Raw genomic sequence first — 22,633 nt, forward strand, 5'->3', positions numbered from 1 at the left:
GCCTGATTATCGCTCACACACCGTAGCGCGCCGCCGGCAAGGCATGGCTGAACTTGCTCGACAGCGCGCGGCGGCCCTGCTCCCACGCCTGCCACTCGTGCTCCTCATGCAGGCCGGGGATGGTCACCGCCTCGCCCCGGTCCAGCCCCACCAGTGCGGCATCCACCAGGTGTGCGGCCGTCATGGTGTTGGCCCCGGCCTTCTGCGCCGCGTAGCCGGCCACGTCCCAGAACTCGGTGGCCGTAGCGCCGGGCAACACGGTCTGAATACGCACGCCCTTGTCGCCCAGGTCCCGTTGCAGCGCGTGGCCGAAACTGAGCACGTAGGACTTGGAGGCGCTGTAGACGCCGTTGAGCATCTCCACGGCAATGCCGACCACCGAGGAGATATTGACGATCGTGCCTGCGCCGCGAGCGACAAAGGCCGGCGCCACCGCGTAGGTCAGGCGCGTGAGCGCGGTGATGTTGAGGCCGATCATGGCCTGCATGGCGTCTGCATCACCCTTGAGGATCGACGCCACCGAGCCGACGCCGGCGTTGTTCACCAGCAGGGTGATGTTGGCGTCGTCGCGCAGCACGGCTTCGACCTTGGCTAGGTCGGCCAGGTCATTGAGGTCGGCCGCCAGCGGGGTGATGGTGCGGCCGGTCTCGGCCTGCAGTTTTTCCGCCAGCGCGGCCAGACGTTGCTGGTTGCGGGCGACCAGGATCAGGTCGTAACCGCGCCTGGCCAGGCGGTCGGCGTACACGGCGCCGATGCCGGTGGATGCGCCGGTGATCAGGGCGGTGCCTTTGGGGGTTGGGGTGGTCATGGTGGCTCTCCGGGATTGTGGGTGGGTGTGGGGGGAGAGTACGATGGGTGGCAATGGCGCGAATGTCGTATATCCACCTTTTTAGGACAAGGCATTCAATCGGCGCTAACTGCCGGTGATCTCGATCTGGCTTTGGCTTTGGCTTTGGCTTTTGATCTTGATCTTGATCTGGCTTTTGATCTTGGCCCCGTTAAGCGCCCGGGCCGACTGGAGGCGTCGATCAAGCGGTCCTCGGCGTAGCCGGGGAAGACGGAACCGGAGGCGCTTCTATTCCGGGCCGTCGTCCGCTTGAGCGACGCCGGAGGGAGGGGACCCGTAGCGCAGCGAAGGGCCCAAGCAGGGGCAAGCCCTTTTTGGTGACTTTTTGGGGCGACTGCCAAAAAGTGGGCCTGTCCCATGACAACGGACGCCAAGAAGCGATACTTACATTGCCATCCTGGAGGTTGCCATGTACCCAAGTACTCGCCGTAACTATACCGATGAATTCAAAATGCAGGCTGTAGCCCTCGCGGAATCGGTGGGCCGAACCGAAGCTGCCCGTCAGCTCGACATCTCCGTCAAGACGTTGGACAACTGGGTTGATGCAGCACGAAAGGGGCTTGCGCCAAGCTCCCCCAATCGTCGCCCCATCTCCAAGGAAAGCAGCGAACTGGCACGGCTCCGGGCCGAAAATGCCGAGCTCAAATTGGAGCGCGAAATCCTAAAAAAGGCGGCAGTATTCTTCGCCAAAGAGTCCAGGTGAGATACGCCTTCGTCGCTGCAGAACGGGCTCAATTCCCTGTCCGCACACTGTGTCGGGTCATGGGTGTCTCCGTTTCAGGGTTTTACGACTACCGGCATCGGCGCAACCGTCCTGACCCTGATGCAGAGTTACGTCTTGAACTGCATAAGGTCTTCACTGCCAGCCGTGGAACCTACGGACGGCCCCGACTGGTTCAAGCGCTACGCCAGAAGGCTTACGCCGTGGGCCCTAAACGGGTTAGCCGCCTCATGCATGAAGAGGGCATCCAGAGCAAAGGCAGAGCCAGGTACGTGCCGTGCACCACCGATAGTCATCACTTTCAGCCTGTGGCAAACAATCTGCTTGATCGTCAGTTTTCGGTGCATGGCGCCGTGCCCGCCTGGGTCAGTGATATTACCTACATCCCAACTAAAGAGGGCTGGATGTATTTGGCAGTGGTGTTGAGCATCCAAACCCGTCAGGTACTGGGTTACAGCTTCGCTGACCGGATGCCAGACGAACTCGTTGAACGGGCTTTTATCAACGCCTGGAACGCCTGCCTGGGGGCTTGCGGAGTGATTTTTCATTCTGATCAGGGACGTCAATACGCCAGCGGAAGGTTCCGCCAGACCTTGGCTGCGAAAGGCGTGACGCAGAGCATGAGTCGCAAGGGAAACTGCTGGGACAACGCGGTGGCCGAAAGCTTCTTCGCTACACTCAAGCGAGAGGAGGCTTGCGGGACCTATCCCAGCAAACAGCAGGCGTATGTATCGATCGCCAGCTACATCCATGGGTTTTACAATGCCGTCCGACTGCACTCGGCACTGGGGTATCGTTCACCGAACGACTACGCGAAAGGGTTGAGACGGACGGCGTGATGAACAGCTTCTTGGCGTCCGTTAACGGGGGACAGGCCCAAAGTTACTCGCCGTAAGGGCGAAACGGTCGGTGGCATCCCCGCGAAAATGGATATGTTCGAAATCGCCGAAGCGCGATGCCGAATCCGTGACCATATCCATTACCGAGGGTGATGCAAAATCACCTTTCCGCCCTTACGGCGGGTCACTTTTTTTCAAACGCCAAAAAAAGTAACCAAAAAACGCTTGCCCCTGCTTGGGCCCTACGCTGCGCTACGGGTCCCCTCCTTCCGGCGCCGCTCAACGGGCAGACTGATCTGGTCAACCAATCCCGGACATTTGTTTAGGAGCTACGCCGCCAGCCTTTCATGCTCCACCGGCGTGCGGTACTCGTTATGGCTGTGAAGCCGGACCTGGTTGTAATGATGGATCACGTAGCGAAGTACATCCGGCCTGGCCTTCGCCTCGTCCTGGTAACCTTTCTTGGGTATCCACTCTGACTTCAGGCTGCTGAAAAAACGCTCCATCGGTGCATTATCCCAGCAGTTTCCACGCCGGCTCATGCTTTGCCTCATCCCGAATCCTTCAAGCTTGTCGCGAAACAGCTCACTGCTGTACTGACAGCCTTGATCCGAATGAAACATGACCTTGTCGGGCATTCCGCGGGCCTGATAAGCCAGCTCCAATGCCTTGCACGCCAATGCCGAATCGGGGCTTTTGGAGATGGCCCAACCCACGATCCGCCGGGCATACAGATCGAGGACAGCCGCCAGATAGAGCCAATGCGTCCCCGCCCAGATATAGGTGATATCACCACACCAAACCCGATTGGGCGCCGACACTTCGAACTGGCGCTCCAATAGATTGGGTGCAAATTTTGCCTCCACCGTGGCCAGGCGATAAGGGTTTGGCCGACGTTGAATGCTCCGCAAATCAGCCTCGGCCATTAACCGCCCGGCCAAAAAACGCCCCACCTGCTCTCCCTGGGCCTTGAGTGCCGCAGACAATACCCGTGCGCCCATGGAGCCTCGACTTTCGGCATGCAGCCCTGTGGCCAACGTTTTCAGCCGCTCCCGATCTGGATCGGGGCAATTGCGGCGCTTGAGATGCTCGTAATAGCCGCTGCGGCTTACCCCAAAAACACGACACAAGTCAGTTACCGTGAAACGCTCACTTAACGCATCGATCAAAGCCTTCGATCGAGGGAATCGTTCATCAAGAGAGCGGTAGCCTTTTTTAAGATTTCCTTCTCCAGCTCGAGCTTGCGGATTTTTACCTGCAGCGCCTGGATTTGCTGTTGTTCAGGCGTCATGGCTGAAGCCGTTTCGGGGGTGATTCCGAAACGCTCTTGGCGGAGTTGTTCCACCCACCGACGCAGTGCGGTTGGGCCAACGCCCATGGCTTTGCAGGCTTCTGGGGTGGTGTAGCCACTATCAAGGACAAGGGCTGCTGCCTCTTGCCTGAACTCTGTCGAAAAATTACGTCGGGACATCGAACACCTCTTGGTTGAGCGGTAGATTACCGCTCCTTTGGGCGTGTCCGGGATAATTAGGCCACATCAGACGGCACCCGCTATAGAAGCCTGCGGGTTACCGTCTCTTCGGCCTGCGGCCTCGGCCCTTCGGGCAGCCCGTTGATCGACGCCTCCAGTCGGCCCGGGCGCTTTACGGGGCATACAATCAAGATCACAAGCCAGATCAAAAGCCAGATCAAAAGCAGATCAAAAGCAGATCAAAAGCTTCATCACCGGCATCCCGACCCAGCATCTGGAACCCACCACCATGACCACCATCGCCCTCCTCATCTACCCCGGTTTCCAAATCCTCGGCCTCGCCGTCTCCACCGTCTTCGAAACCGCCAACGACCTCCACGGCCCGCACTACCACCTCACCCTGCTCTCCGAACACGGCGGCATCGTGCCCTCCTCCCTGGGCTTCGGCATCCAGACCGATACCTTCAAGGACACCCACCACGACACCCTCATCGTCATCGGCAACAACCACATCGACAACGCCCCACCCGCCCTGCTGGACTACCTGCGCAGCGCCGCGCACCAGTCCCGGCGCATCACCGCCGTGTGCACCGGCGCCTTCGTGGTGGCTGCCGCCGGCCTGCTGCAGGGCCGCCGGGCCACCACTCATTGGGCCCACGCCCGGGCGTTCCGCAGCGCCTACCCCGGCGTGCAGATGGACGAGGACCGGATTTTTGTCATCGACGGCAACGTCTGGACCTCGGCCGGCATGACCGCCGGCCTCGACCTGGCCCTGGCCATTGTCGAGCAGGACCTGGGCACCGCGGTGGCCAGGCAGGTGGCGAAAAAACTGGTGGTACACCACCGGCGCTCGGGGGGCCAGTCGCAGTTTTCCGCGCTGCTGGACATGGACCCCAAGACCGACCGTATCCAGGGCGCGCTGCTGTATGCCCGCGAACACCTGGCCACCGACCTGTCGGTCGACACCCTGGCCGACGTCGCGCACCTGAGCCCCCGGCAGTTCAGCCGGCTGTTCCGCGAGGAAACCGGCCAGTCGCCGGCCAAGGCCATCGAGCACCTGCGCGTGGAAGCCGCGCGCATCATGATGGAAGCGGGCCGCCATTCCCTCGACGTCATCGCCCGGGAATGCGGCTTTGGTGACCGCGAACGCATGCGCCGGGCCTTTCTGCGCGCCTTCGGGCAGTCGCCCCAGGCGATCAAGCGGGTGACCGAGACGCAGCTGGCGAGTTTTCCGCAGGCCTGAGTCCAGGCCGCTGATTCAAGTCATCCGCCCCGATAGTGCTCCTTGATCAATTAACCCACGCCAATGATCAGACGCGCGTTAAGGCGCCATAACTTTAACGCCGCCCGAGCCAGTTTTTTTGACACTTTACATAGTCAATAAAACCATAAGCAGGCTACCTAACACCGCGTATCGCAAATTTTACAAATCACCCTTCCCGTCAGTTGACAGGTACAACCTCTTCGACGATACATATACCCACAACGCGCAGAGGGAGGCCTGAAAAATGGCAAGTCATATCATGCAAACACCTTACCTACAGGCTAATGCCCGAGCAGCCGAACCATGAATAACAACTCCCCTGCCCCGCTCGTCAGTATTGTTTGCCCCACTTATAACCATGAAGTTTTTATTACCGCCACCCTGGACAGTTTCATCGCTCAACAGACCAACTTTCCTTTTGAAGTTCTGGTTCACGATGACGCCTCCACCGACGCCACCGCGCGGATACTTGCGGACTATGCCACCCGCTATCCCGATATTATCCGGCCGTTTTACCAGACAGAAAACCAATTCCAACAAGGCAAGGAATGCATCCCCGAGATATTCAAGCACGCCCGCGGCCGTTATATCGCCTACTGCGAAGGCGATGACTACTGGACCGACCCGGCCAAGTTGCAGATCCAGGCCGATTTCCTCGAAGCCCACCCCGACTATGTGTTGACCTTCCACGACGCCATGGCCTTCGACATCAATGGTGAACGGGGCCTGCAACTGCAAGGCAAGCTGCGCCGCGATGCCAGCGCCCTCGAGTTGCAGCAAGGCCGCCAGCTGTCCACGCTGACCGTGTGCTTTCGCAATGTATTCCATGAGATGCCACGGGAGTTGCAGGGCGCGCCACTCAGCGACATGTGCTGGTGGTCGCTGCTGGGCGCCCACGGCAAGGGCAAGTTTCTTGCGCAGATAAAACCAGCCGCGTACCGGGTGCACCCCGGCGGCATCTTTTCCATGCGCTCGGAAAAACGCAAGCTGCACATGAGTTTGCAGACTTGCCAGGCGCTGTCCAATTATTATTACCGCTTGGGCAACCAGCCCTTGTATGAATACTTCCTGATCCATGTTTTTACTTTTTCCCTGGCCGCCATCTCGCCGCTACAAAAACTACAAGCCTTGATGCTGCTTGGCCGGAATATCGGCGTCAACCTTTATAAGCGCCTGACCACCTCTGCCACTTGAACCCTGCCGCAACGGCTGCCCGACAGACAATTCAAATAATTGAGGACACCTGAATGTTCACGTCAATCGCCATGATGCAGCCGTATTTATTCCCTTATCTGGGATACTTCCAACTGATTGCCGCCGCCGATGTATTTGTGCTGGGCGACGACTTGCAATATATCAAGTCGGGTTGGGTCAACCGCAATAACGTACTCGTCGGCGGCCAGGCGCGGCTGCTGACCTTCCCGCTGAAACGTGGCAGCTTCGAATTGGCCATCAATCAACGCGAGACCAGTGACAACTTTGCCGACGAAGCGCAGCGGTTGTTGAACGTCATCAGGAGCAACTACGCCAAGGCACCTTGCTTTGCCCAGGTGATGGCAATGCTGGAGGCGCTAATCCTGCACCCCGAGCGCAACCTGGCGCTGTACATCGAACACAACCTCAAGCAGCTGTGCTCCTACCTGGGCATTCACACGCCATTCTTCCGCGCCTCCGACCTTGCGCTGCCGGCACCACTGGACAAGCAGGACCGGGTCATCCGCACCGCCCGGCAGTTTGGCGCCCGGCGCTGCATCAATTCCATGGGCGGCACCAGCCTCTACGACCCCCGGCATTTTGCCGAACATGGGCTGGAACTGAAGTTCCTAGCCATGGACGACGACATCAGCTACCGCCAGTTCAAGCACCCCTTCGTCGGCAACCTGTCCATCATCGACGTGATGATGTTCAACGACGCCGAGGCGCTGGCGGCGCTGCTGCAGCGCTATTCGCTGCACACCGTGGAGACGCCCGTGCAGCCGGCGGTGCTACAGGAACGGCGCCGCACCCCGCGGGCAGTCAACCACGCCTGAAACACGCCGCCTGGCGGCAGCTGCTACGGGGTCACCGGGGTTGGGGCCGGTGGTTTGTTCATCTGGGCGATCTCCTGCTGCGCCTTGGCCAGGTCAAGGGCGCCTTCCCATTTGGCGATGGCCAGGGTGCCGATGCCATTGCCCAGCAGGTTGGTGACCGCCCGCGCTTCGTTGAGGAAGCGGTCCACCCCCAACAACAGCACCAGGCCCACCAGCGGGATCTGCGGTATCACCGACAGGGTCGCGGCCAGGGTCACGAAGCCTGCGCCCGCCACGCCCGCCGACCCCTTGGAGGTCAGCAACAGCACCCCCAGCACCACCAGCTGGTCCGCCAGGCTCAGTGGCGTGTTGGTGGCCTGGGCCACGAAGATCGCCGCCATGGTCAGGTAGATGCAGGTGCCATCGGAGTTGAACGTGTACCCCGTGGGCAGCACCATGCCAACCACCGATTTGCGGCAGCCCAGCTTCTCCAGCTTGATCATCATGCGCGGCAGCACCGCTTCGGTGGAGCAGGTGCCAAGGGTCACCAGGATCTCGTCCTTGAAGTAGCGCAGGAAGGTCAGCAGCGGAATGCCGGACCAGCGCGCGATCGCGCCCAGCACCACCACAATGAACAGCAGCGTAGTGAGGTACAGCGCCAGCATCAGGTGCCCCAACGACAGCAACGTGCCGATGCCATATTTGCCGATGGTGAACGCCATGCCCGCCCCCGCACCGAGGGGCGCCAGGCGCATGACCATGGCGACGATGCGAAACAGCCCCTGCAACAACAGGTCGATGACGTTGATCAACGGCTGGGCCGGCGCGCCAATCTGTACCAGGGCGATGCCCAGCAGCACCGAGATGAAAATCACCTGCAGCATCGCCCCCTTGGCGAACGCATCGACGAAGGTGGTGGGGATGATGTTCATGAAGAAATTGATCGCGCCGCCCTGCTCGTGGGCCGCCTGGGCATAGCCCTTGATGGCTTCGCCGTTGAGCGCGCTGACGTCGATGTTCATGCCCACGCCGGGCTTCATGACGTTGACCACCACCAGGCCAATGACCAGGGCAATGGTGGACACCACCTCGAAATAGAGCAGCGCCTTGCCACCGATGCGCCCCACTTCCTTGATACTGCCCATCTTGGCGATACCCACCACCACAGTGCCGAAAATGATCGGCGCCAGCAGCATCTTGATGAGTTTGATGAAACCGTCGGCCAGGGGTTGCAGCTTGGCGCCGAAGTCGGGGACCAGGTAACCGATCGCCCCGCCCAGCAGGATGCCGATCAGCACCTGCACATACAACAGCTTGTACCAGCGCGTGGTCGTGTTCATGGTTGTACCTCAGTGTTGTTTTTGTAGTGAGGACAAGCACGGCCCCGTGCAGGGGCCGCCTTACGGCAAAACTCGAATCAGCCCTCGCCCAGCTCGCGCATCACCTGGTACAGCGCGGCCTTGGCCTCGAAGCCCACGCCCGGAATGTCCGGCAGGCCCACGTAACTGTTTTCCACGCGGATGCCGTCGGCAAAGCCGCCGAAGGGCTGGAACACGTCCGGGTAGGATTCGTTGCCACCCAGGTGCAGGCCGGCGGCGATGTTCAGCGACATCTGGTGGCCGCCGTGGGGCACCACGCGGCGGGACGACCAGCCCAACTCCTTCATCACCTCAAGAGTACGCATGTACTCCACCAAGCCATAGGACAACGCGCAGTCGAACTGCAGATAGTCGCGGTCCGGGCGCATGCCGCCGTGGCGCAGCAGGTTGCGCGCGTCCTGGTGCGAGAACAGGTTCTCGCCAGTGGCCATGGGCAGCTCGTAATGGTTGGCCAGCTCGGCCTGCAGGGCGTAGTCCAGCGGGTCGCCGATCTCTTCGTACCAGAACAGGTTGTACGGCTTGATCGCCTCGGCGTAGGCCAGGGCGGTGGGCAGGTCGAAGCGGCCGTTGGCGTCCACCGCCAGGCGCCGGCCGTCGCCCACCACCTCCAGCACCGCCTCGATGCGGCGCAGGTCTTCGTCCAGGGGCGCGGCGCCGATTTTCATCTTCACCACGTCGTAGCCGCGGTCCAGGTAGCTCTGCATCTCGGCCTTGAGCTTGCTCTGGTCCTTGCCGGGGTAGTAGTAGCCGCCCGCGGCGTAGACCCACACCTTGTCGTCGGCCACGCCGTTGCGGTAACGGTCGGCCAGCAAGCGATAGAGCGGCTTGCCCTCGATTTTCGCCACCGCGTCCCACATGGCCATGTCCAGGGTGCCCACCGCCACCGAGCGCTCGCCGTGGCCGCCGGGTTTCTCGTTGGTCATCAGGGTTTTCCAGATGGCGAACGGGTCGAGGTTGTCGTTGGCCTGGTCCACCAGCGTGTCGGGGTCGGCCTCGGTAATGCGCGCCAGGAAGCGGTCGCGCATCAGCGCGCCCTGGCCGTAGCGGCCGTTGGAGTTGAAGCCGTAGCCGATTACCGGCTTGCCGTCGCGGATCACGTCGGTGATCACCGCGACCACCGAGCAGGTCATTTTGGAAAAGTCGATGTAGGCATTGGCAATGGGCGATGCGATGGAAACCGTCTTCTCGCGGATGTCGACGATGCGCATGGAAAGCGTCCTCTCTGATTGTCTTGCCTGGCAGGCCAGGGGTGCGAGGGGACTCTACGACTGGACGGGAAAAACGGGCCAATGCTATTAATGGGGAACCCTATGCGTACAAGGCATCGCTCATGGAATTGCTGTGGTTGGAAGACTTCAACGCCCTGGTTGAAAGTGAAAATTTCTCGCGGGCCGCGGAGTTGCGCCACGTCACCCAGCCGGCGTTCAGCCGCCGTATACGCGCGCTGGAAAGCTGGGTGGGGGTCGAGCTGTTCGAGCGCACGCCCCAGGGCGCGACGTTGACCGCAGCGGGGCGCAGCATGCTCGACAACGCCCGCGAGCTGACCCGGCGCCTGTACCAGATGCGCGCCGACGTGCAGCAGGTGGCCGGCAAGGCCAGCCGCACCCTGCATTTTGCGGCCACCCATTCGCTGTCGTTCACCTTCTTCCCTGCCTGGATCCGCGCCATGGAACAGGGCGCGCCGCTGGAGGGCATCAGCCTGCATTCGGACAACATGGCCGCCTGCGAACAGCTGCTGCTGAGTGGCGAGGTGCAGTTCCTGATCTGCCACCAGCACCCCGGGGTGCCGCCGCGTTTCGACAGCAGCCTGTTCGAGAGCAAGGTCATTGGCAGTGATGCGCTGCTGGCATTGCAGTCGCCAGAACTGGACACCACTGAGCGCCTGCCCTTCCTGGCCTACACCGCCGAGTCGGGGCTGGGGCGCATCGTCGCCTCGCACCTGCATGCCCACCCCGGCCACCCCCGGCTGGACACCGTGTTCAGCTCGCACCTGGCCGCGGTGCTGTTGTCGATGGCGTTGCAGGCCAAGGGCGTGGCGTGGCTGCCCGAGAGCCTGGCCGCCAGCGAGGTGACGGCTGGACGGTTGGTTGCCGCGGGCCACGGCTTGCAGGCCATTGCCGCGCAGATCCGCGTGTTTCGGCCACGGATGCCGTTGGGGGAGCATGCGGAGCGGTTTTGGGCGGATATGTAGGGGCAGGTATCAGCGAAGCAGTTCGACGTTGTCGTTGATACGACCCTGGATGGTCTGCAAGGTTTGCTCGGTAATGACCCCAGGGTACATCGTTTCGGCAATCACCCTGAAACGCCTAGCCACCTCGCAAAACCTGTCGATCAGGCGGCCAGCGACATCGGCAGCCACCTCTGCCTCGTTCGCCAACTTGAGCAACGCCTGGCGGTCAATTTCGAGCGCCTCACCCAATACGTCCATTTGATGATAGCCACCTGGTCCCTCGCAGAACGTCACGTCATAGGCGGGCGCCAAGCGCCAGTACCCCCCGGCCGACATCACGTAGGCAAAGTTCTTGGGATGATCATCGCGGTTATTGAACGCCACATTGAACACCGCCCGTTCGAACGCGAGGGCTTTCTCGCGCACATCGTTGGTACACAGGTGCGTGGCACGAAGAAAGTTGACGTAGTCCAAAGCCCCAGGCGACCTGAAATCGGCGCCGGTGAAGGCTGCAAGGCTTTGCATGGGGACGCGCAGCCCGTCGTGGCGATCAAAGCGCTTACTGGCAAACGCCGCGAGCCCATTGGGTAAACTGAAGTACCGAGTATCGGGCGTCGGTATGCCGCATAGGCGCAAGCACTCGGCATAGACCATTTCCACCGCGCACACTTCGGGATGCTCCTCCCTGGCAGGAAACTTGATCAGCCACGCCTCGAATCCCGGCTCGGCAGCGGTCGTGAATGCCCCGCTCAGTGGGTCACGGTAAACCAGCGCCTTAGGCCGGGCGCCTTGTGGGGAGCCGCCGACCAGCAACAAGCGCTGCAAAAATTCGCCACCTTCGCCACTGAGAACTTCCCGCACTTCGGCTGCCAACAAGGCAATGGAGACAGGCGCCAGCCGCTCGCCTACCTCAGGCGCAACCGGCTCGAACGACATCGCACCCATGGCATTGCCGCCGATGTAAGCGAGACGTTCGAGCGGGCCTATGCGTGCGGAGTTTAAACCGCGACGTTTGAACAGGCGGTCCATGAGTAGCATGCCCCAGCCGTCAGGCAAGGCATCATACACAGGGCCTGGCAGCCCCAGTTGGTGCGGCGCGAAGCCTTTGCGCAATCTCTCCCCCGCCAGTGCCAGGGTGTAGGAGGACAACTCCAACCCCTTGCTCCTTGCCTCGTCGCTGTACTCGAACACCACTTGGGGCCGCCCAGTGACGGCTTTCGTCGAAACCAGCGTGCCCCACAACCAGTGCTCACCCCAGCCGTCGTAATAGACCTCCACTTTCTCAAGCATTGTCGGCTTTCCTTCTCGACCGTTGCCGTTGCGCGCTGTTCTCGTAGCGACGAATGTCATCGATGCTTTCCAGCTTGGGCAGGAACAGTCCCTCAAGCTCCTTGCCACGCCCAAGCACCATGGCCACGCGAACGAGCGCTTCGAACCCCACGTTGCGCCCTGCCTCCAGATTTGACACGGTGTTGGTTGCAACTCCAGCGCGCGCAGCCACCTGAGCCTGGGTCATTTGCTGCGCCAGCCGTTCGGTGCGCAGGCGCTCGCAGAGCCGCTTCACAACTTCAGCAGGTTTGGTAAGGCTTAAATCCAACATTTTGGCCACAATATCCGCATCACTCGGTTAGCCCACATTTCCATGGATTTAAGCTTAGCGCAATCAGCGATTTTAAATCCCGTATTGTGTGCGCTAAACGCCTAAATTCACGATAAACCATATTTAAATGGATTTATTAGCAACGGACGTTGTACCCATCACGTTACGTCATTCCGAGCCACAAAAAACGGAACCAACCGCTCTGGCACGGCCCTAAACACGATGTGAGCCATTTTGGCACCCCGTCGTTTCCAGAGAGGTCTGCCGCCCATGGCTACCAGCACTATCGCATCGCACCCCGCGGGTGAAACCGCCCGCCAGCACACCTCGCCCCAGCGCCTGATCCTGATATCGGTGCTGGTGGCCACCATGGGCGCCCTCGCCTTTGGCTATGACACCGGCATCATCGCCGGCGCCCTGCCCTTCATGACCTTGCCCGTGGCCCAGGGTGGGCTGGGGCTGAACCCGCTCAGCGAAGGGCTGATCACCGCGTCGCTGATCGTCGGCGCCGCGTTCGGCTCGCTGGCCAGCGGCTACCTGTCCGACCGCTTTGGCCGCCGCGTGACCCTGCGAGTGCTGGCGGTGCTGTTCATTGCCGGCGCCCTGGGCACGGCGGTGGCGCCGTCGATTGCGTTCATGGTGGCCGCCCGTTTCGTGCTGGGCATTGCCGTGGGCGGCGGCTCGGCCACGGTGCCGGTGTTTATCGCGGAAATCGCCGGGCCGTCGAAGCGCGCGCGGCTGGTGAGCCGCAACGAGCTGATGATCGTCAGCGGCCAGTTGCTGGCCTACGTGCTGAGCGCGGTGCTGGCGGCGCTGCTGCACGCCCCGGGCATCTGGCGCTACATGCTGGCGATTGCCACAATACCGGGCCTTCTGCTGCTGGTGGGCACTTTCTTCGTGCCGGCCTCGCCGCGCTGGCTGGCCGCCAAGGGCCGCTACGACGACGCCCAGGCCGTGCTGGAAACCCTGCGCGACAGCCCCGCCGAAGCCAAGCGCGAGGTCGAGGCGATGAAAGCCCACGACCAGCAGCACCGCAGCCACGCCTCTGCCGGGGCCCTGCTGCGCCAGCCGTGGGTGCGCAAGCTGCTGCTGATTGGCGTGGGCCTGGGCTTTACCGCGCAGTTCACCGGCGTGAACGCGTTCATGTACTACACGCCCATTATTTTGCAGCACACCGGCATGGGCACCAACGCCGCCCTCACCGCCACCATCGGCAACGGCGTGGTCTCGGTGGTTGCCACCTTGCTGGGCATCTGGGCCATCGGCCGTTATGGCCGCCGGCACCTGCTGATGACCGGCTTGGTCATCGTAGTGCTGATGCAGGCCGCGCTGGGCTGCGTGCTGCAGTTCATGCCGCAGAACCTTGCGCAAAGCTACGCGGCGCTGGGTTGCATTCTGGTGTTCCTGCTGTTCATGCAGATGTGCATCGCGCCGGTGTATTGGCTGCTGATGTCCGAACTGTTCCCGATGCAGGTGCGCGGTTTGCTGACCGGCGTGGCGGTGTCGATGCAGTGGCTGTTCAACGCCAGCGTGGCGTTCCTGTTCCCGGTGGCGGTGAGCACCTTGGGCAACCCGACGTTCTTTGTGTTCGCGGCGATCAACGTGGGCTCGCTGGCGTTTGTGTTTTTCTGTTTGCCGGAGACCAAGGGCAAGACCCTGGAGCAGATCGAGAAGCACATGAAGAAGGAGTTGTGAGACACATCGGGAAACATAGACGTAGGAATCATCCTAGGAAAAGCCCTACAACGTCTGCGATAATCGAATAATTAGCTTACATTTGGCTGCTTGCGTGCTTTTCCATAGGTGACTAATCTCTGCCCGCCGCTGCTCATCAGCGGTAGGGTTTGGTCACCCACTGGTTATCAGGCGCAGTAGCGTCGCCATCTTCATGCGCGTTTCGCCAGCATGAGGTTTTATGGCAGCTGTGCGCGGGGCGTCTTCGGATGCGCCGGGTCCCTGATACCCCGGTTGACCAACCCTCGCATAGCTGCCACCCCCTTGTTTGGTCACTTGAGAGTGGGAGCTCCTTCAACGTATCAGGAGTTTCTCCATGCAAAAGCCAACACCCGCCCCCCCCCTTTGCACGGCCTCACCCACCATCACGCCGTTTTGGGCCTGTCCCCCGTTAACGGACGCCAAGAAGCTGTTCATCACGCCGTCCGTCTCAACCCTTTCGCGTAGTCGTTCGGTGAACGATACCCCAGTGCCGAGTGCAGTCGGACGGCATTGTAAAACCCATGGATGTAGCTGGCGATCGATACATACGCCTGCTGTTTGCTGGGATAGGTCCCGCAAGCCTCCTCTCGCTTGAGTGTAGCGAAGAAGCTTTCGGCCACCGCGTTGTCCCAGCAGTTTCCCTTGCGACTCATGCTCTGCGTCACGCCTTTCGCAGCCAAGGTCTGGCGGAACCTTCCGCTGGCGTATTGACGTCCCTGATCAGAATGAAAAATCACTCCGCAAGCCCCCAGGCAGGCGTTCCAGGCGTTGATAAAAGCCCGTTCAACGAGTTCGTCTGGCATCCGGTCAGCGAAGCTGTAACCCAGTACCTGACGGGTTTGGATGCTCAACACCACTGCCAAATACATCCAGCCCTCTTTAGTTGGGATGTAGGTAATATCACTGACCCAGGCGGGCACGGCGCCATGCACCGAAAACTGACGATCAAGCAGATTGTTTGCCACAGGCTGAAAGTGATGACTATCGGTGGTGCACGGCACGTACCTGGCTCTGCCTTTGCTCTGGATGCCCTCTTCATGCATGAGGCGGCTAACCCGTTTAGGGCCCACGGCGTAAGCCTTCTGGCGTAGCGCTTGAACCAGTCGGGGCCGTCCGTAGGTTCCACGGCTGGCAGTGAAGACCTTATGCAGTTCAAGACGTAACTCTGCATCAGGGTCAGGACGGTTGCGCCGATGCCGGTAGTCGTAAAACCCTGAAACGGAGACACCCATGACCCGACACAGTGTGCGGACAGGGAATTGAGCCCGTTCTGCAGCGACGAAGGCGTATCTCACCTGGACTCTTTGGCGAAGAATACTGCCGCCTTTTTTAGGATTTCGCGCTCCAATTTGAGCTCGGCATTTTCGGCCCGGAGCCGTGCCAGTTCGCTGCTTTCCTTGGAGATGGGGCGACGATTGGGGGAGCTTGGCGCAAGCCCCTTTCGTGCTGCATCAACCCAGTTGTCCAACGTCTTGACGGAGATGTCGAGCTGACGGGCAGCTTCGGTTCGGCCCACCGATTCCGCGAGGGCTACAGCCTGCATTTTGAATTCATCGGTATAGTTACGGCGAGTACTTGGGTACATGGCAACCTCCAGGATGGCAATGTAAGTATCGCTTCTTGGCGTCCGTTGTCATGGGACAGGCCCATTTTTACCCAAAGGGAACCTGGTCATGAATGATTATCTGGAAACCACCGCGCTGCCCTTCGGCATGCGCGATTCACGCGAGCAGCCGTTTTTCAGCGTGAACCCGGGCATCAGCCTGGAAGACGCCCTGTGCCACCTGGGGCACCTGCTGCGCTGCGCCTATGACTCGGCCTACGAGCTGACCGATGGCGAAGGTGTGGAGAAGGGCCTGGTGTGGTCGACGCTGCACCATATCGAAGGGGCGAAGGGGTTGGTGGATGCGCTGGTGGCGGTGAAGTAGCGGGGGCAGCCCAAGGCAAAATGCAGCACGGTGAGCGTCACGCCGGCACTGGGCGTGACGCTTCTTTCAAGTCATCAAAACTCGAGGGAATCTGCCCGTTTTTGAGCATCGCCTGGAAAACCACGTACACGTCCGTTCGGGCGCCGTCCTTGCGAAGGGTAAGCTCATCATTCAACCAAGCATAAATGATGCTGTGGGGAGCCTCTGCCCTGAACTGGAAAAACAGCCGATAGCGGTTCGGCATCCCCGCCTTGATGCGACGCCAATGCCGACATTTTTTTCCCAAGGTATTGCCCTGCAGGTATTCCCTGGCTGCGGGGTTAGCCGGGACACGCACCCTGATGGCATCGTCGACCTTCTCGAAAAGCTTGTAGTGTGGATGATGGTGAAAATGCAGAGGATTTGCCTCCGCCAGCACCTCCACCTCCTCAACCAACTCCTCCAGCCGCTTGAGGAACAAGGGGTGCCCAAACAGCGACCAGCCATGGCGGCCAGCCATCGCCCCTGAATTCACCGATTACATCTCAAGTGGTTCATTCCGCTCGCGGTTGGCCTTGGCCTTGGCTCGCAGTGCAGCCATGCGGCTCAGCAGTGGCGCAGGAATAGGCTGGATCTTCTCGGGGGCGCTGGCCATGTCCTCATGCAGAAGCCCCAGGAAGCCCTGCTTGGCCTCCTGCGCCTCTCGCTCAGCGGCGATACACGCGACCTTCGCCTTCGATTTCGACATAACTCAGCCCTCGAGTCGCTAGATGGATTGCTTGCGTCAGAAAACTATACAGGACCGTGCCCCGGGTGACATTCCCCGACCGGCGGAAGGCACAGGCATTTGGTTTCTGCTCGTTTCCGCTGGTGACGTCAAACGTCTACCGCGCACTCGACAGAGCCAAGCGCGCCAACGAGAATGCGAGCGCACTGGTTATGGACAATCACAGGAAGCCCCGCCATGTCATCCCTCGTTGCCGCGTCGCCCCACGCCACCGCTCCACTCATGCCCGCACGGCGCTGGCTCGCCTTTGTGTTGGGTGCGCTGGTAACCGGCTGGGGGCTGTTTTATGCGGGCCGGCCGCGGGCCGCCGTGGCCCTGGTGGCGGGGTTCTGGGCCTGCCTGCTGGTGGGCGGAAGGCTGGGGGTGTTCGGCACACCCGTGGGCATGCTGGCCATCGCCGTGCTGTGGCTGCTGGTGAAGTGCATCTCGGCCGTGGCCGGCGCCTGGCTGGCGCGGCGCCGCGCGTGGCGCCCCAGCCCCCGCAACCAGCTGTTCTACCTGGCCGCCATGGGCTGCTCGCTGTGGCTGCTGTTGCATGTGGCAGCCTGGCCGTATCTGCTCGGCTTCACCGGCATGCGCATCGAAGGCAATGGCATGGCGCCGACCCTGGTCGACCGCGACACGGTAGTGTGCGCCAACCGCAGCCAGTACGAATTGGGCGACGTGGTGGCCTACCTCAACAATGGCCGGCAACAGGTGAAGCGCATCGCCGGCCTGGGTGGCGACACGGTACAGATCGTCGGCGGCAACCTGCGCCTCAACGGCCATGAACTGGGGCCGTTCTACGCCGGCCCGCACACGGCCCCCTACTCGGACTCGTTCGAACCAACGGTGGTGGGCAACGACCAGCTGTTCATGCTGGGGGACAACCGTGACCGCAGCCGCGACAGCCGTTTCGACGGGCCGGTGGCGCGAGACCAATTGCTGTGCCAGGTCACCGGCATCTTCTTCTCGCCGCTGCCGGGGCGCACAGGTCTGCGCCTGGACTGACTCAGCGAATCGAATACACGTTCAACTCCAGCGGCTCCGCCTGGGTGTCTATCTGGTAGCCGCCGACGCGAACCGAGGTGGCCGCCGACTTGCCGCGCTGCCACACCCGTTGCAGTTTCTCGCCGAAGGCATCGTCCCGCTGGTCCGGCGCCACGGTGTCGACCAGCGCCCGGGCGGCGCACAGCAGCAGCCGCTGTTGGGTTTCGGCGGCCATCATCTGCGTCCAGGCCACCAGTTGCACGCGTTCGGCGTCACCGCTCTTGCCCACGTACAGGCGCATGTCCAGTGCGCCGTCGTGCACGTACAGCGATTGCTGCCAATAGCCGTTCACCGCGGCCAGTGAACCGGCGCGCACGTCGCCACACTGGGTGTCGGCCTTGAGCTGCCGGGCCACGCCCTTCGCCAGGATCGGCACCACCATGCCCATGGAGGCCGGCCTGGAGAAGTTGCAGCTGTAGACGTACTCGACCTTGTCGGGCCACGGCAGGCCGGCGCTATGCAGTTTGCCAGTGACCTGAGCCAGGAAGCGCGTGTCATCCATGTCGCCGCATTGGCGGGTGGCGCTCAGGGTGCGGATGACCTTGCCGTCCTGGTCGACGCTGACGTTGATGACGTAGCCGGCGGTCTCACCGAACTGCTCCTTCACGGCCTTCAGGGTGTCGTCGTATTCGCCTTGCAGGCGCGTGACCGCCTGGACCTGTTGGTAGCCTTGGTACCAGCGCAGGGGCAGGCCCCAATCGATGCTGACGGCCAGGCCCGCGACGGTGACCAGGGCCAGGGTGAACAACAACATTCGCGTCCTGCGGGGCATGGGCGGGGCTCGGGCTGGGGATGACCTTCTTGTATCGACCAGCCCTTGCCAGACTTGATGGCTGCAGCGAAACCGTGACGCGGCCTGGCGGCCGCTGCTACAGGAGAGTCGCGTAGCAGCGGCCACAGGCCGCGTCTGGGGTTGGCACGTAGCAGCGGCCGCAGGCCGCGTCTGAAGGTTGCCGCGCCTGGGGGTTACAGGGTGTAGGTGTTACCCGCCTGGCCATTGATGTACAGCGCCCGCGTCTCGCCCGGGCGCAGGGCCACGGTCAGGGTTTGCCACGCCGGGCGGAAGTCGCCGCGGTGGGTGATGGCCAGGTCGATGCGCTGCTCGTCGCCGCGCACGGTCCATTCCACCCACAGCGCCTGACCTTGCTGCCAGCCATGGCTTTCGCCGTCGTCTTCGAACAGCACGCCACTGCCCTGCCCCGTGCCCGGCGCGGCGAACAGCTGCAGCTCGCGCTGATCGCCGTGCACCGCCAGCGGCAACGCGGCGCCGGCGCGCACCAGCAGCGGCAGGCGTTCCAGCGGGGCGTCCAGGCTGATTACCTGGCCACCCGCGTGCCATGCGCCGCTGTGGTAGTCGAACCAACCCTGCGCGTTGCGCGGCAGGTAGACCTCGCGGCTGCGCTGGCCTTGCTCCACCACGCTGGCCACCAGCACATCGCGGCCCAGCATGAAGTCGTCGGTCTCCTCGAAGGTGCGCGGGTCGTGCTCATGGTCGAGGAAGGTCGGCCGCAGCATCGGTTCGTCGTCCACGCAGGCCTGCCAGAACAGCGTGTAGAAGTACGGCAGCCAGCGGTAGCGCAGGTTGATGGCGTCACGGATGGCCGGGGTTACCTGGGGGTGCATCCACGGCTCGTTGACGGTGTGGTCGTCGTTCCAGGAATGGATGGTGAAGCGCGGGTGCATCACGCCGTTCTGCACCCAGCGCACGAACAGTTCGGCGTCGGGCTTGGCGCCGCTGAAGCCGCCCACGTCATGGCCGATGTTGTACAGCCCCGACAGGCTCATGCCCAGGCCCATGCGCGTGTTGTAGCGCAGGGTTTGCCAGCTGGTGCGGTTGTCGCCGCTCCAGGTCTGCACGTAGCGCTGCATGCCGGCGCAGCCGGAGCGCGAGATCAGGTACGGGCGCTTATCGGGAGCAAAGCGCTGCTGGGCTTCCATGGACGCGCGCATCATCAGCAGCGGCATCACCGGGCGAATGTGCTTGATGGCGATGGCCTGGCCAAAGCCGTGGCAGCGGGCGTCGCCGTCCCACACTTCGTATTCGTTGTTGTCGTTCCAGGTGGCGTCGATGCCCATTTCCAGCAGCTGCGCGGTGACGTTGGCCTGCCACCAGGCGATGGTGCGCGGGTGGGTGAAGTCCAGGTGCGAGCCTTCGTCGTCCCAGAACACCGAGCGCTCCGGCGCCTCGCTTTCCGAATCGCGGATGAACAGCCCCTGCTCGGCCACCTGGGCGTACTGAGGGTGGTCGTGCAGCAGGCACGGCTTAATGTTGGCGGCAAGCTTGAGGCCCGCCGCGTGGAAGGCCGCGGACAGCTGCAGCGGTTGCGGCACCTTGTCGTGGTTCCAGTGGAACACGTAGCGCTTGGCGCCAATGGAGGTGTAGCCCGAGGACAGCTGGAACGAGTCGCAGGGGATCTGGTGTTCGCGGCACAGCTCGATGAACTTCAGCAACTGCTGCTGGGCGTCGGGGGCGTCGGTGTAGTGCATGGTGGAGCCGCTGTAGCCCAGGCTCCACTTGGGCCCGAACAGGGTCTTGCCGGTGAGCCGGACGAAGGCCTTGGTCACGTCCAGCACCTGCGGGCCGAGGAACAAGTAGTAGTCCAGGTCGCCGGCCTCGGCCTGGTAGCGGCGGTAGGGCTGATGGTAGTTGTCCAGCTCGTTGCCCAGGTCCAGCCAGCTGCTGCTGAGGTTGTCGTAGAACAACCCGAAGCTGGCGCCCGGGCGGCGGGTGATGGTGAACGGAATGTGTTTGTACAGCGGGTCGGTGCTGGCGGCGTTGTAGCCCATGGCGTCGAGGTTGCGCATCTCGAAACGGCGGCCGTTGCGCTGCAGGTCACCGGCCTTCTCGCCCAGGCCGTAGTACTGGTCATCGGCGTGCCGCCGCTGGTAATGCGCCACGCCGTCGTTGGCGCCGCCCAGCAGGTAGGCGCTGGTGGGCCGGTCGGCGGCCAGGGGCTGCCAGGCGCCGTGGGCGTCGCGGTGTTCCCATTCCAGCCACAACGGCTGGTGCACGGTGACGCGCAGGCGCTCGGTGGCCAGGGTCAGGCCGTGCTCATGCTCGTCCAGGGTGAACGCCGGCAGGCCGAAGCCCTCCAGGCTTTCCCGCGGGCGCCCTTCCCAGGGTACGTCCTGGCCGGGGGCGATGGACCAGGTGCGGTCAAGCGCCAGCTCGCCCTGGCGCTTGACCAGCACGCGGAACATCGAGGTTTCCAGCACATACAGGCAGAACAGATGGCGGTCGTCGACCTTCAGGGCCACGTGGTGGGGGCCACGGTGTTCCAGCGTCCAATGCTTCAAGGTTTTCATACGGCAGTCCGGGTGTCAGGTAAGGGGGTGGCGCGCGCGGTGCGGCGCTCGGCAATGAACAGCACCATGAACAGGCAACCCAGCAGGTCGAAGAAGCCCATGGCGATGAAGATGGGGTTGAAGCCGAAGGTGTCGGTGGTCAGGCCGATCACCAGCGAGAACAGGAAGCTGGCGATCCAGGCGCAGGAGCCGCGCATGCCGTTGACCGTGGCCATCTGGCTCTTGTCGAAGGTCTCGACCACCAGGGCGCTGAGCATGCACGAGATGATCTGGTGGCCGAAGCCGCCGATGGAGATCAGCGCGATGGCCACGTAGGGGTCGCGGGTCAGCGCCACGAACGCCAGGGACAGCATCAGCACCGCGCCGCTGGCGGAACTGGCCACCACCGAGTTGACCCGCGCGCAGCCGAACAGGCGCACGTACAGGCGGGTCAGGTAGCCGCTGGCGACGCTGCCAAGGTCCGCCGCCAGGAATGGCACCCAGGCGAACAGGGCGATCTGCTTGAGGTCCATGCCGCGTTCGTTGGCCAGGTACAGCGGCACCCAGAAGCTCAGTACCGCCCAGGCCGGCTCGGCCATGAACGCGGGAATGGCGATGCCGTAGAAGCGCCGGTTGCGCAGCACCGCGCGCAGGGTGGTGAGCAACGGCTGCTTGGGTTGCTCGGACTCCAGGTCTTGCAGAATCAAGGCGCGCTCGCCGGCGCTGAGCCGGGTGTGGCGCTGGGGAGACTGGTATAGCCAGGCCCACAACAGCACCCAGGCGGCGGCCAGTACCCCGGAGAACATGAACGCGCCACGCCAGCCGAATTGCACGTGGGCCATGACGATGATCGGCGGCGCCAGCATGGCCCCCACCGAAAAGCCCACGCCGGCCCACCCCGCTGCCACCGGCCTTTCCTTGCGCGGGAACCATTCGCCCAGGGTCTTGGCCGTGGCCGGAGTGGCGGCGGCCTCGGCGCCGCCCATGAAGAAGCGCAGCACGGCCAGCTGCAACCAACTGCCGACGCCGGCGTGCAGGATGCACACCGCCGCCCAGAGGCTGGCACAGATCATGAAGCCGACCTTGAGGCCCACCACGTCGATGAGCCAGCCGCACAGGGGTTGGAAGAAGGTGTAGGCCAACTGGAACGCGCCCACCACGTAGGAATATTGCTGGGTGCTCATGCCCAGCTCGGTCTTCAGCTCCGGGGCCAGAATGCCCAGGGAATTGCGGGTGATGTAATTGACCGTCACCCCCAGCAGGAACAGCGCCAGCATCCACCAGCGCAGGTGCCTGAAAGTGACGCGCGCGCCGCTCGTTTTTGTCGTCATGTGACCGCTTACCCTGAATTGTTTTTATGGGGGCCGGTGGCGGTTGCGGAGTGCCACCTTGCAGACGTCATACAAGCCTGTGAGGCAAGGCTGAAGTCGCGGAGATTATGGGTAGCTTGCGGCTAGGTGATAGGAGGGAGAGCCATGGACAAATCCTTTGTTCGGCGGCAGTAGTTGTCGTACAAGTTAAAGCGCAGCGGGGTGTGGCTGTCAATAGTGGCGAAATCGTCCACAGGCGCCGCGCATGGCCAGGCGCACTGCGGGGCGCCGGACGCCGC

The 22,633-nt window shown here is 62.4% G+C and carries 22 protein-coding genes; 9 read left to right on the top strand and 13 right to left on the bottom strand.

The window, feature by feature from the left end:
• Window positions 1-13: 13 nt before the first annotated feature.
• Window positions 14-808: an SDR family NAD(P)-dependent oxidoreductase gene (locus AC0J42_RS18320; RefSeq protein WP_473002884.1), complete on the bottom strand. Its 795-nt coding sequence runs from the start codon at window positions 806-808 to the stop codon at window positions 14-16.
• 448 nt (window positions 809-1,256) lie between these two features.
• Here AC0J42_RS18320 and AC0J42_RS18325 point away from each other — a divergent pair, with 448 nt between their 5' ends.
• Window positions 1,257-1,550 carry a transposase gene (locus tag AC0J42_RS18325; protein ID WP_473002674.1) on the top strand — a complete coding sequence of 98 codons (294 nt, stop codon included), beginning with the start codon at window positions 1,257-1,259 and terminating at the stop codon, window positions 1,548-1,550.
• Window positions 1,547-2,407, top strand: coding sequence for an IS3 family transposase (locus AC0J42_RS18330; protein ID WP_473002672.1), 861 nt, complete (start codon window positions 1,547-1,549; stop codon window positions 2,405-2,407). Before AC0J42_RS18325 ends, AC0J42_RS18330 begins: the two co-directional genes overlap by 4 nt.
• A 329-nt stretch (window positions 2,408-2,736) precedes the next feature.
• Here the strand turns inward: AC0J42_RS18330 and AC0J42_RS18335 are convergent.
• Window positions 2,737-3,878 (bottom strand): IS3 family transposase gene (locus AC0J42_RS18335; RefSeq protein ID WP_473002887.1). Its coding sequence is split into 2 segments (ribosomal slippage): window positions 2,737-3,629 and window positions 3,629-3,878, totalling 1,143 coding nucleotides; the frame shifts between segments, so codons are not numbered across the junction.
• A 289-nt stretch (window positions 3,879-4,167) separates the two neighbouring features.
• Between AC0J42_RS18335 and AC0J42_RS18340 the strand changes: the two genes are divergently transcribed.
• From AC0J42_RS18340 to AC0J42_RS18350, 3 genes are all read left to right on the top strand, one after another.
• On the top strand, window positions 4,168-5,121 hold the full coding sequence (locus AC0J42_RS18340; RefSeq protein ID WP_473002888.1) for a GlxA family transcriptional regulator: 954 nt from the start codon (window positions 4,168-4,170) through the stop codon (window positions 5,119-5,121).
• Window positions 5,122-5,445: 324 nt separating this feature from the next.
• A complete protein-coding gene (locus tag AC0J42_RS18345; RefSeq protein WP_473002890.1) occupies window positions 5,446-6,336 on the top strand; it encodes a glycosyltransferase family 2 protein in 891 nt (296 codons plus the stop codon).
• 53 nt (window positions 6,337-6,389) lie between these two features.
• Window positions 6,390-7,172: a WbqC family protein gene (locus AC0J42_RS18350; RefSeq protein ID WP_473002891.1), complete on the top strand. Its 783-nt coding sequence runs from the start codon at window positions 6,390-6,392 to the stop codon at window positions 7,170-7,172.
• A 23-nt stretch (window positions 7,173-7,195) separates the two neighbouring features.
• Here the strand turns inward: AC0J42_RS18350 and dctA are convergent, their stop codons facing one another.
• Both dctA and AC0J42_RS18360 read right to left on the bottom strand, forming a co-directional pair.
• Window positions 7,196-8,491, bottom strand: coding sequence for a C4-dicarboxylate transporter DctA (gene dctA, locus AC0J42_RS18355; protein ID WP_416424985.1), 1,296 nt, complete (start codon window positions 8,489-8,491; stop codon window positions 7,196-7,198).
• 77 nt (window positions 8,492-8,568) lie between these two features.
• Window positions 8,569-9,738, bottom strand: coding sequence for a mandelate racemase/muconate lactonizing enzyme family protein (locus AC0J42_RS18360; protein ID WP_416424986.1), 1,170 nt, complete (start codon window positions 9,736-9,738; stop codon window positions 8,569-8,571).
• A gap of 122 nt (window positions 9,739-9,860) precedes the next feature.
• On the opposite strand from AC0J42_RS18360, the gene AC0J42_RS18365 reads away from it, so the two are divergent.
• Window positions 9,861-10,721 (top strand): LysR family transcriptional regulator, encoded by an 861-nt coding sequence (locus AC0J42_RS18365; protein ID WP_473002892.1) that lies wholly within the window; start codon window positions 9,861-9,863, stop codon window positions 10,719-10,721.
• A 9-nt stretch (window positions 10,722-10,730) separates the two neighbouring features.
• On the opposite strand, the gene AC0J42_RS18370 is transcribed toward AC0J42_RS18365, so the two are convergent.
• Together AC0J42_RS18370 and AC0J42_RS18375 are read right to left on the bottom strand one after the other, a co-directional pair.
• Entirely contained in the window at window positions 10,731-11,990 is a 1,260-nt protein-coding gene (locus tag AC0J42_RS18370; protein ID WP_473002893.1) for a type II toxin-antitoxin system HipA family toxin, read from the bottom strand.
• Window positions 11,983-12,300, bottom strand: coding sequence for a helix-turn-helix domain-containing protein (locus AC0J42_RS18375; RefSeq protein ID WP_416424989.1), 318 nt, complete (start codon window positions 12,298-12,300; stop codon window positions 11,983-11,985). Before AC0J42_RS18375 ends, AC0J42_RS18370 begins: the two co-directional genes overlap by 8 nt.
• Before the next feature lie 270 nt (window positions 12,301-12,570).
• Between AC0J42_RS18375 and AC0J42_RS18380 the strand changes: the two genes are divergently transcribed.
• On the top strand, window positions 12,571-13,995 hold the full coding sequence (locus AC0J42_RS18380; RefSeq protein ID WP_473002896.1) for a sugar porter family MFS transporter: 1,425 nt from the start codon (window positions 12,571-12,573) through the stop codon (window positions 13,993-13,995).
• A gap of 455 nt (window positions 13,996-14,450) precedes the next feature.
• Here the strand turns inward: AC0J42_RS18380 and AC0J42_RS18385 are convergent, their stop codons facing one another.
• Together AC0J42_RS18385 and AC0J42_RS18390 are read right to left on the bottom strand one after the other, a co-directional pair.
• On the bottom strand, window positions 14,451-15,311 hold the full coding sequence (locus AC0J42_RS18385) for an IS3 family transposase (protein WP_473002672.1): 861 nt from the start codon (window positions 15,309-15,311) through the stop codon (window positions 14,451-14,453).
• On the bottom strand, window positions 15,308-15,601 hold the full coding sequence (locus AC0J42_RS18390) for a transposase (RefSeq protein ID WP_473002674.1): 294 nt from the start codon (window positions 15,599-15,601) through the stop codon (window positions 15,308-15,310). The genes AC0J42_RS18385 and AC0J42_RS18390 overlap by 4 nt, the downstream gene beginning before the upstream one ends.
• 88 nt (window positions 15,602-15,689) lie before the next feature.
• Between AC0J42_RS18390 and AC0J42_RS18395 the strand changes: the two genes are divergently transcribed.
• Window positions 15,690-15,944, top strand: coding sequence for a DUF3077 domain-containing protein (locus AC0J42_RS18395; RefSeq protein WP_473002897.1), 255 nt, complete (start codon window positions 15,690-15,692; stop codon window positions 15,942-15,944).
• 37 nt (window positions 15,945-15,981) lie between these two features.
• Here AC0J42_RS18395 and AC0J42_RS18400 read toward each other — a convergent pair whose 3' ends face one another.
• Both AC0J42_RS18400 and AC0J42_RS18405 read right to left on the bottom strand, forming a co-directional pair.
• A complete protein-coding gene (locus tag AC0J42_RS18400) occupies window positions 15,982-16,443 on the bottom strand; it encodes a type II toxin-antitoxin system YhaV family toxin (RefSeq protein ID WP_473002898.1) in 462 nt (153 codons plus the stop codon).
• A gap of 18 nt (window positions 16,444-16,461) precedes the next feature.
• Window positions 16,462-16,671 (bottom strand): AbrB/MazE/SpoVT family DNA-binding domain-containing protein, encoded by a 210-nt coding sequence (locus AC0J42_RS18405; RefSeq protein ID WP_473002899.1) that lies wholly within the window; start codon window positions 16,669-16,671, stop codon window positions 16,462-16,464.
• Window positions 16,672-16,887: 216 nt separating this feature from the next.
• Here AC0J42_RS18405 and lepB point away from each other — a divergent pair, with 216 nt between their 5' ends.
• Window positions 16,888-17,700: a signal peptidase I gene (gene lepB, locus AC0J42_RS18410; RefSeq protein ID WP_473002902.1), complete on the top strand. Its 813-nt coding sequence runs from the start codon at window positions 16,888-16,890 to the stop codon at window positions 17,698-17,700.
• 1 nt (window position 17,701) lies between these two features.
• On the opposite strand, the gene AC0J42_RS18415 is transcribed toward lepB, so the two are convergent.
• The 3 genes from AC0J42_RS18415 to AC0J42_RS18425 form a co-directional block, all read right to left on the bottom strand.
• A complete protein-coding gene (locus tag AC0J42_RS18415) occupies window positions 17,702-18,493 on the bottom strand; it encodes a hypothetical protein (RefSeq protein WP_473002904.1) in 792 nt (263 codons plus the stop codon).
• Window positions 18,494-18,705: 212 nt separating this feature from the next.
• A complete protein-coding gene (locus AC0J42_RS18420) occupies window positions 18,706-21,045 on the bottom strand; it encodes a glycoside hydrolase family 31 protein (RefSeq protein ID WP_473002906.1) in 2,340 nt (779 codons plus the stop codon).
• On the bottom strand, window positions 21,042-22,355 hold the full coding sequence (locus tag AC0J42_RS18425) for an MFS transporter (protein ID WP_473002908.1): 1,314 nt from the start codon (window positions 22,353-22,355) through the stop codon (window positions 21,042-21,044). The genes AC0J42_RS18420 and AC0J42_RS18425 overlap by 4 nt, the downstream gene beginning before the upstream one ends.
• Window positions 22,356-22,633: the final 278 nt, after the last annotated feature.

It is taken from the genome of Pseudomonas sp. Tav-5-1A (assembly GCF_055755055.1).

Excerpts from the sequence above, each read along its gene's own strand:
- dctA (WP_416424985.1), bottom strand. The coding sequence starts at position 8,491 with ATGAACACGACCACGCGCTGGTACAAGCTGTTGTATGTGCAGGTGCTG.
- AC0J42_RS18405 (WP_473002899.1), bottom strand. The coding sequence starts at position 16,671 with ATGTCGAAATCGAAGGCGAAGGTCGCGTGTATCGCCGCTGAGCGAGAG.
- AC0J42_RS18370 (WP_473002893.1), bottom strand. The coding sequence starts at position 11,990 with ATGCTTGAGAAAGTGGAGGTCTATTACGACGGCTGGGGTGAGCACTGG.
- AC0J42_RS18340 (WP_473002888.1), top strand. The coding sequence starts at position 4,168 with ATGACCACCATCGCCCTCCTCATCTACCCCGGTTTCCAAATCCTCGGC.
- AC0J42_RS18360 (WP_416424986.1), bottom strand. The coding sequence starts at position 9,738 with ATGCGCATCGTCGACATCCGCGAGAAGACGGTTTCCATCGCATCGCCC.
- AC0J42_RS18390 (WP_473002674.1), bottom strand. The coding sequence starts at position 15,601 with ATGTACCCAAGTACTCGCCGTAACTATACCGATGAATTCAAAATGCAG.
- AC0J42_RS18415 (WP_473002904.1), bottom strand. The coding sequence starts at position 18,493 with ATGTTGTTGTTCACCCTGGCCCTGGTCACCGTCGCGGGCCTGGCCGTC.
- AC0J42_RS18345 (WP_473002890.1), top strand. The coding sequence starts at position 5,446 with ATGAATAACAACTCCCCTGCCCCGCTCGTCAGTATTGTTTGCCCCACT.
- AC0J42_RS18365 (WP_473002892.1), top strand. The coding sequence starts at position 9,861 with ATGGAATTGCTGTGGTTGGAAGACTTCAACGCCCTGGTTGAAAGTGAA.
- AC0J42_RS18395 (WP_473002897.1), top strand. The coding sequence starts at position 15,690 with ATGAATGATTATCTGGAAACCACCGCGCTGCCCTTCGGCATGCGCGAT.
- AC0J42_RS18320 (WP_473002884.1), bottom strand. The coding sequence starts at position 808 with ATGACCACCCCAACCCCCAAAGGCACCGCCCTGATCACCGGCGCATCC.
- AC0J42_RS18420 (WP_473002906.1), bottom strand. The coding sequence starts at position 21,045 with ATGAAAACCTTGAAGCATTGGACGCTGGAACACCGTGGCCCCCACCAC.
- AC0J42_RS18425 (WP_473002908.1), bottom strand. The coding sequence starts at position 22,355 with ATGACGACAAAAACGAGCGGCGCGCGCGTCACTTTCAGGCACCTGCGC.
- AC0J42_RS18400 (WP_473002898.1), bottom strand. The coding sequence starts at position 16,443 with ATGGCTGGCCGCCATGGCTGGTCGCTGTTTGGGCACCCCTTGTTCCTC.
- AC0J42_RS18380 (WP_473002896.1), top strand. The coding sequence starts at position 12,571 with ATGGCTACCAGCACTATCGCATCGCACCCCGCGGGTGAAACCGCCCGC.
- AC0J42_RS18375 (WP_416424989.1), bottom strand. The coding sequence starts at position 12,300 with ATGTTGGATTTAAGCCTTACCAAACCTGCTGAAGTTGTGAAGCGGCTC.
- AC0J42_RS18325 (WP_473002674.1), top strand. The coding sequence starts at position 1,257 with ATGTACCCAAGTACTCGCCGTAACTATACCGATGAATTCAAAATGCAG.
- AC0J42_RS18350 (WP_473002891.1), top strand. The coding sequence starts at position 6,390 with ATGTTCACGTCAATCGCCATGATGCAGCCGTATTTATTCCCTTATCTG.
- lepB (WP_473002902.1), top strand. The coding sequence starts at position 16,888 with ATGTCATCCCTCGTTGCCGCGTCGCCCCACGCCACCGCTCCACTCATG.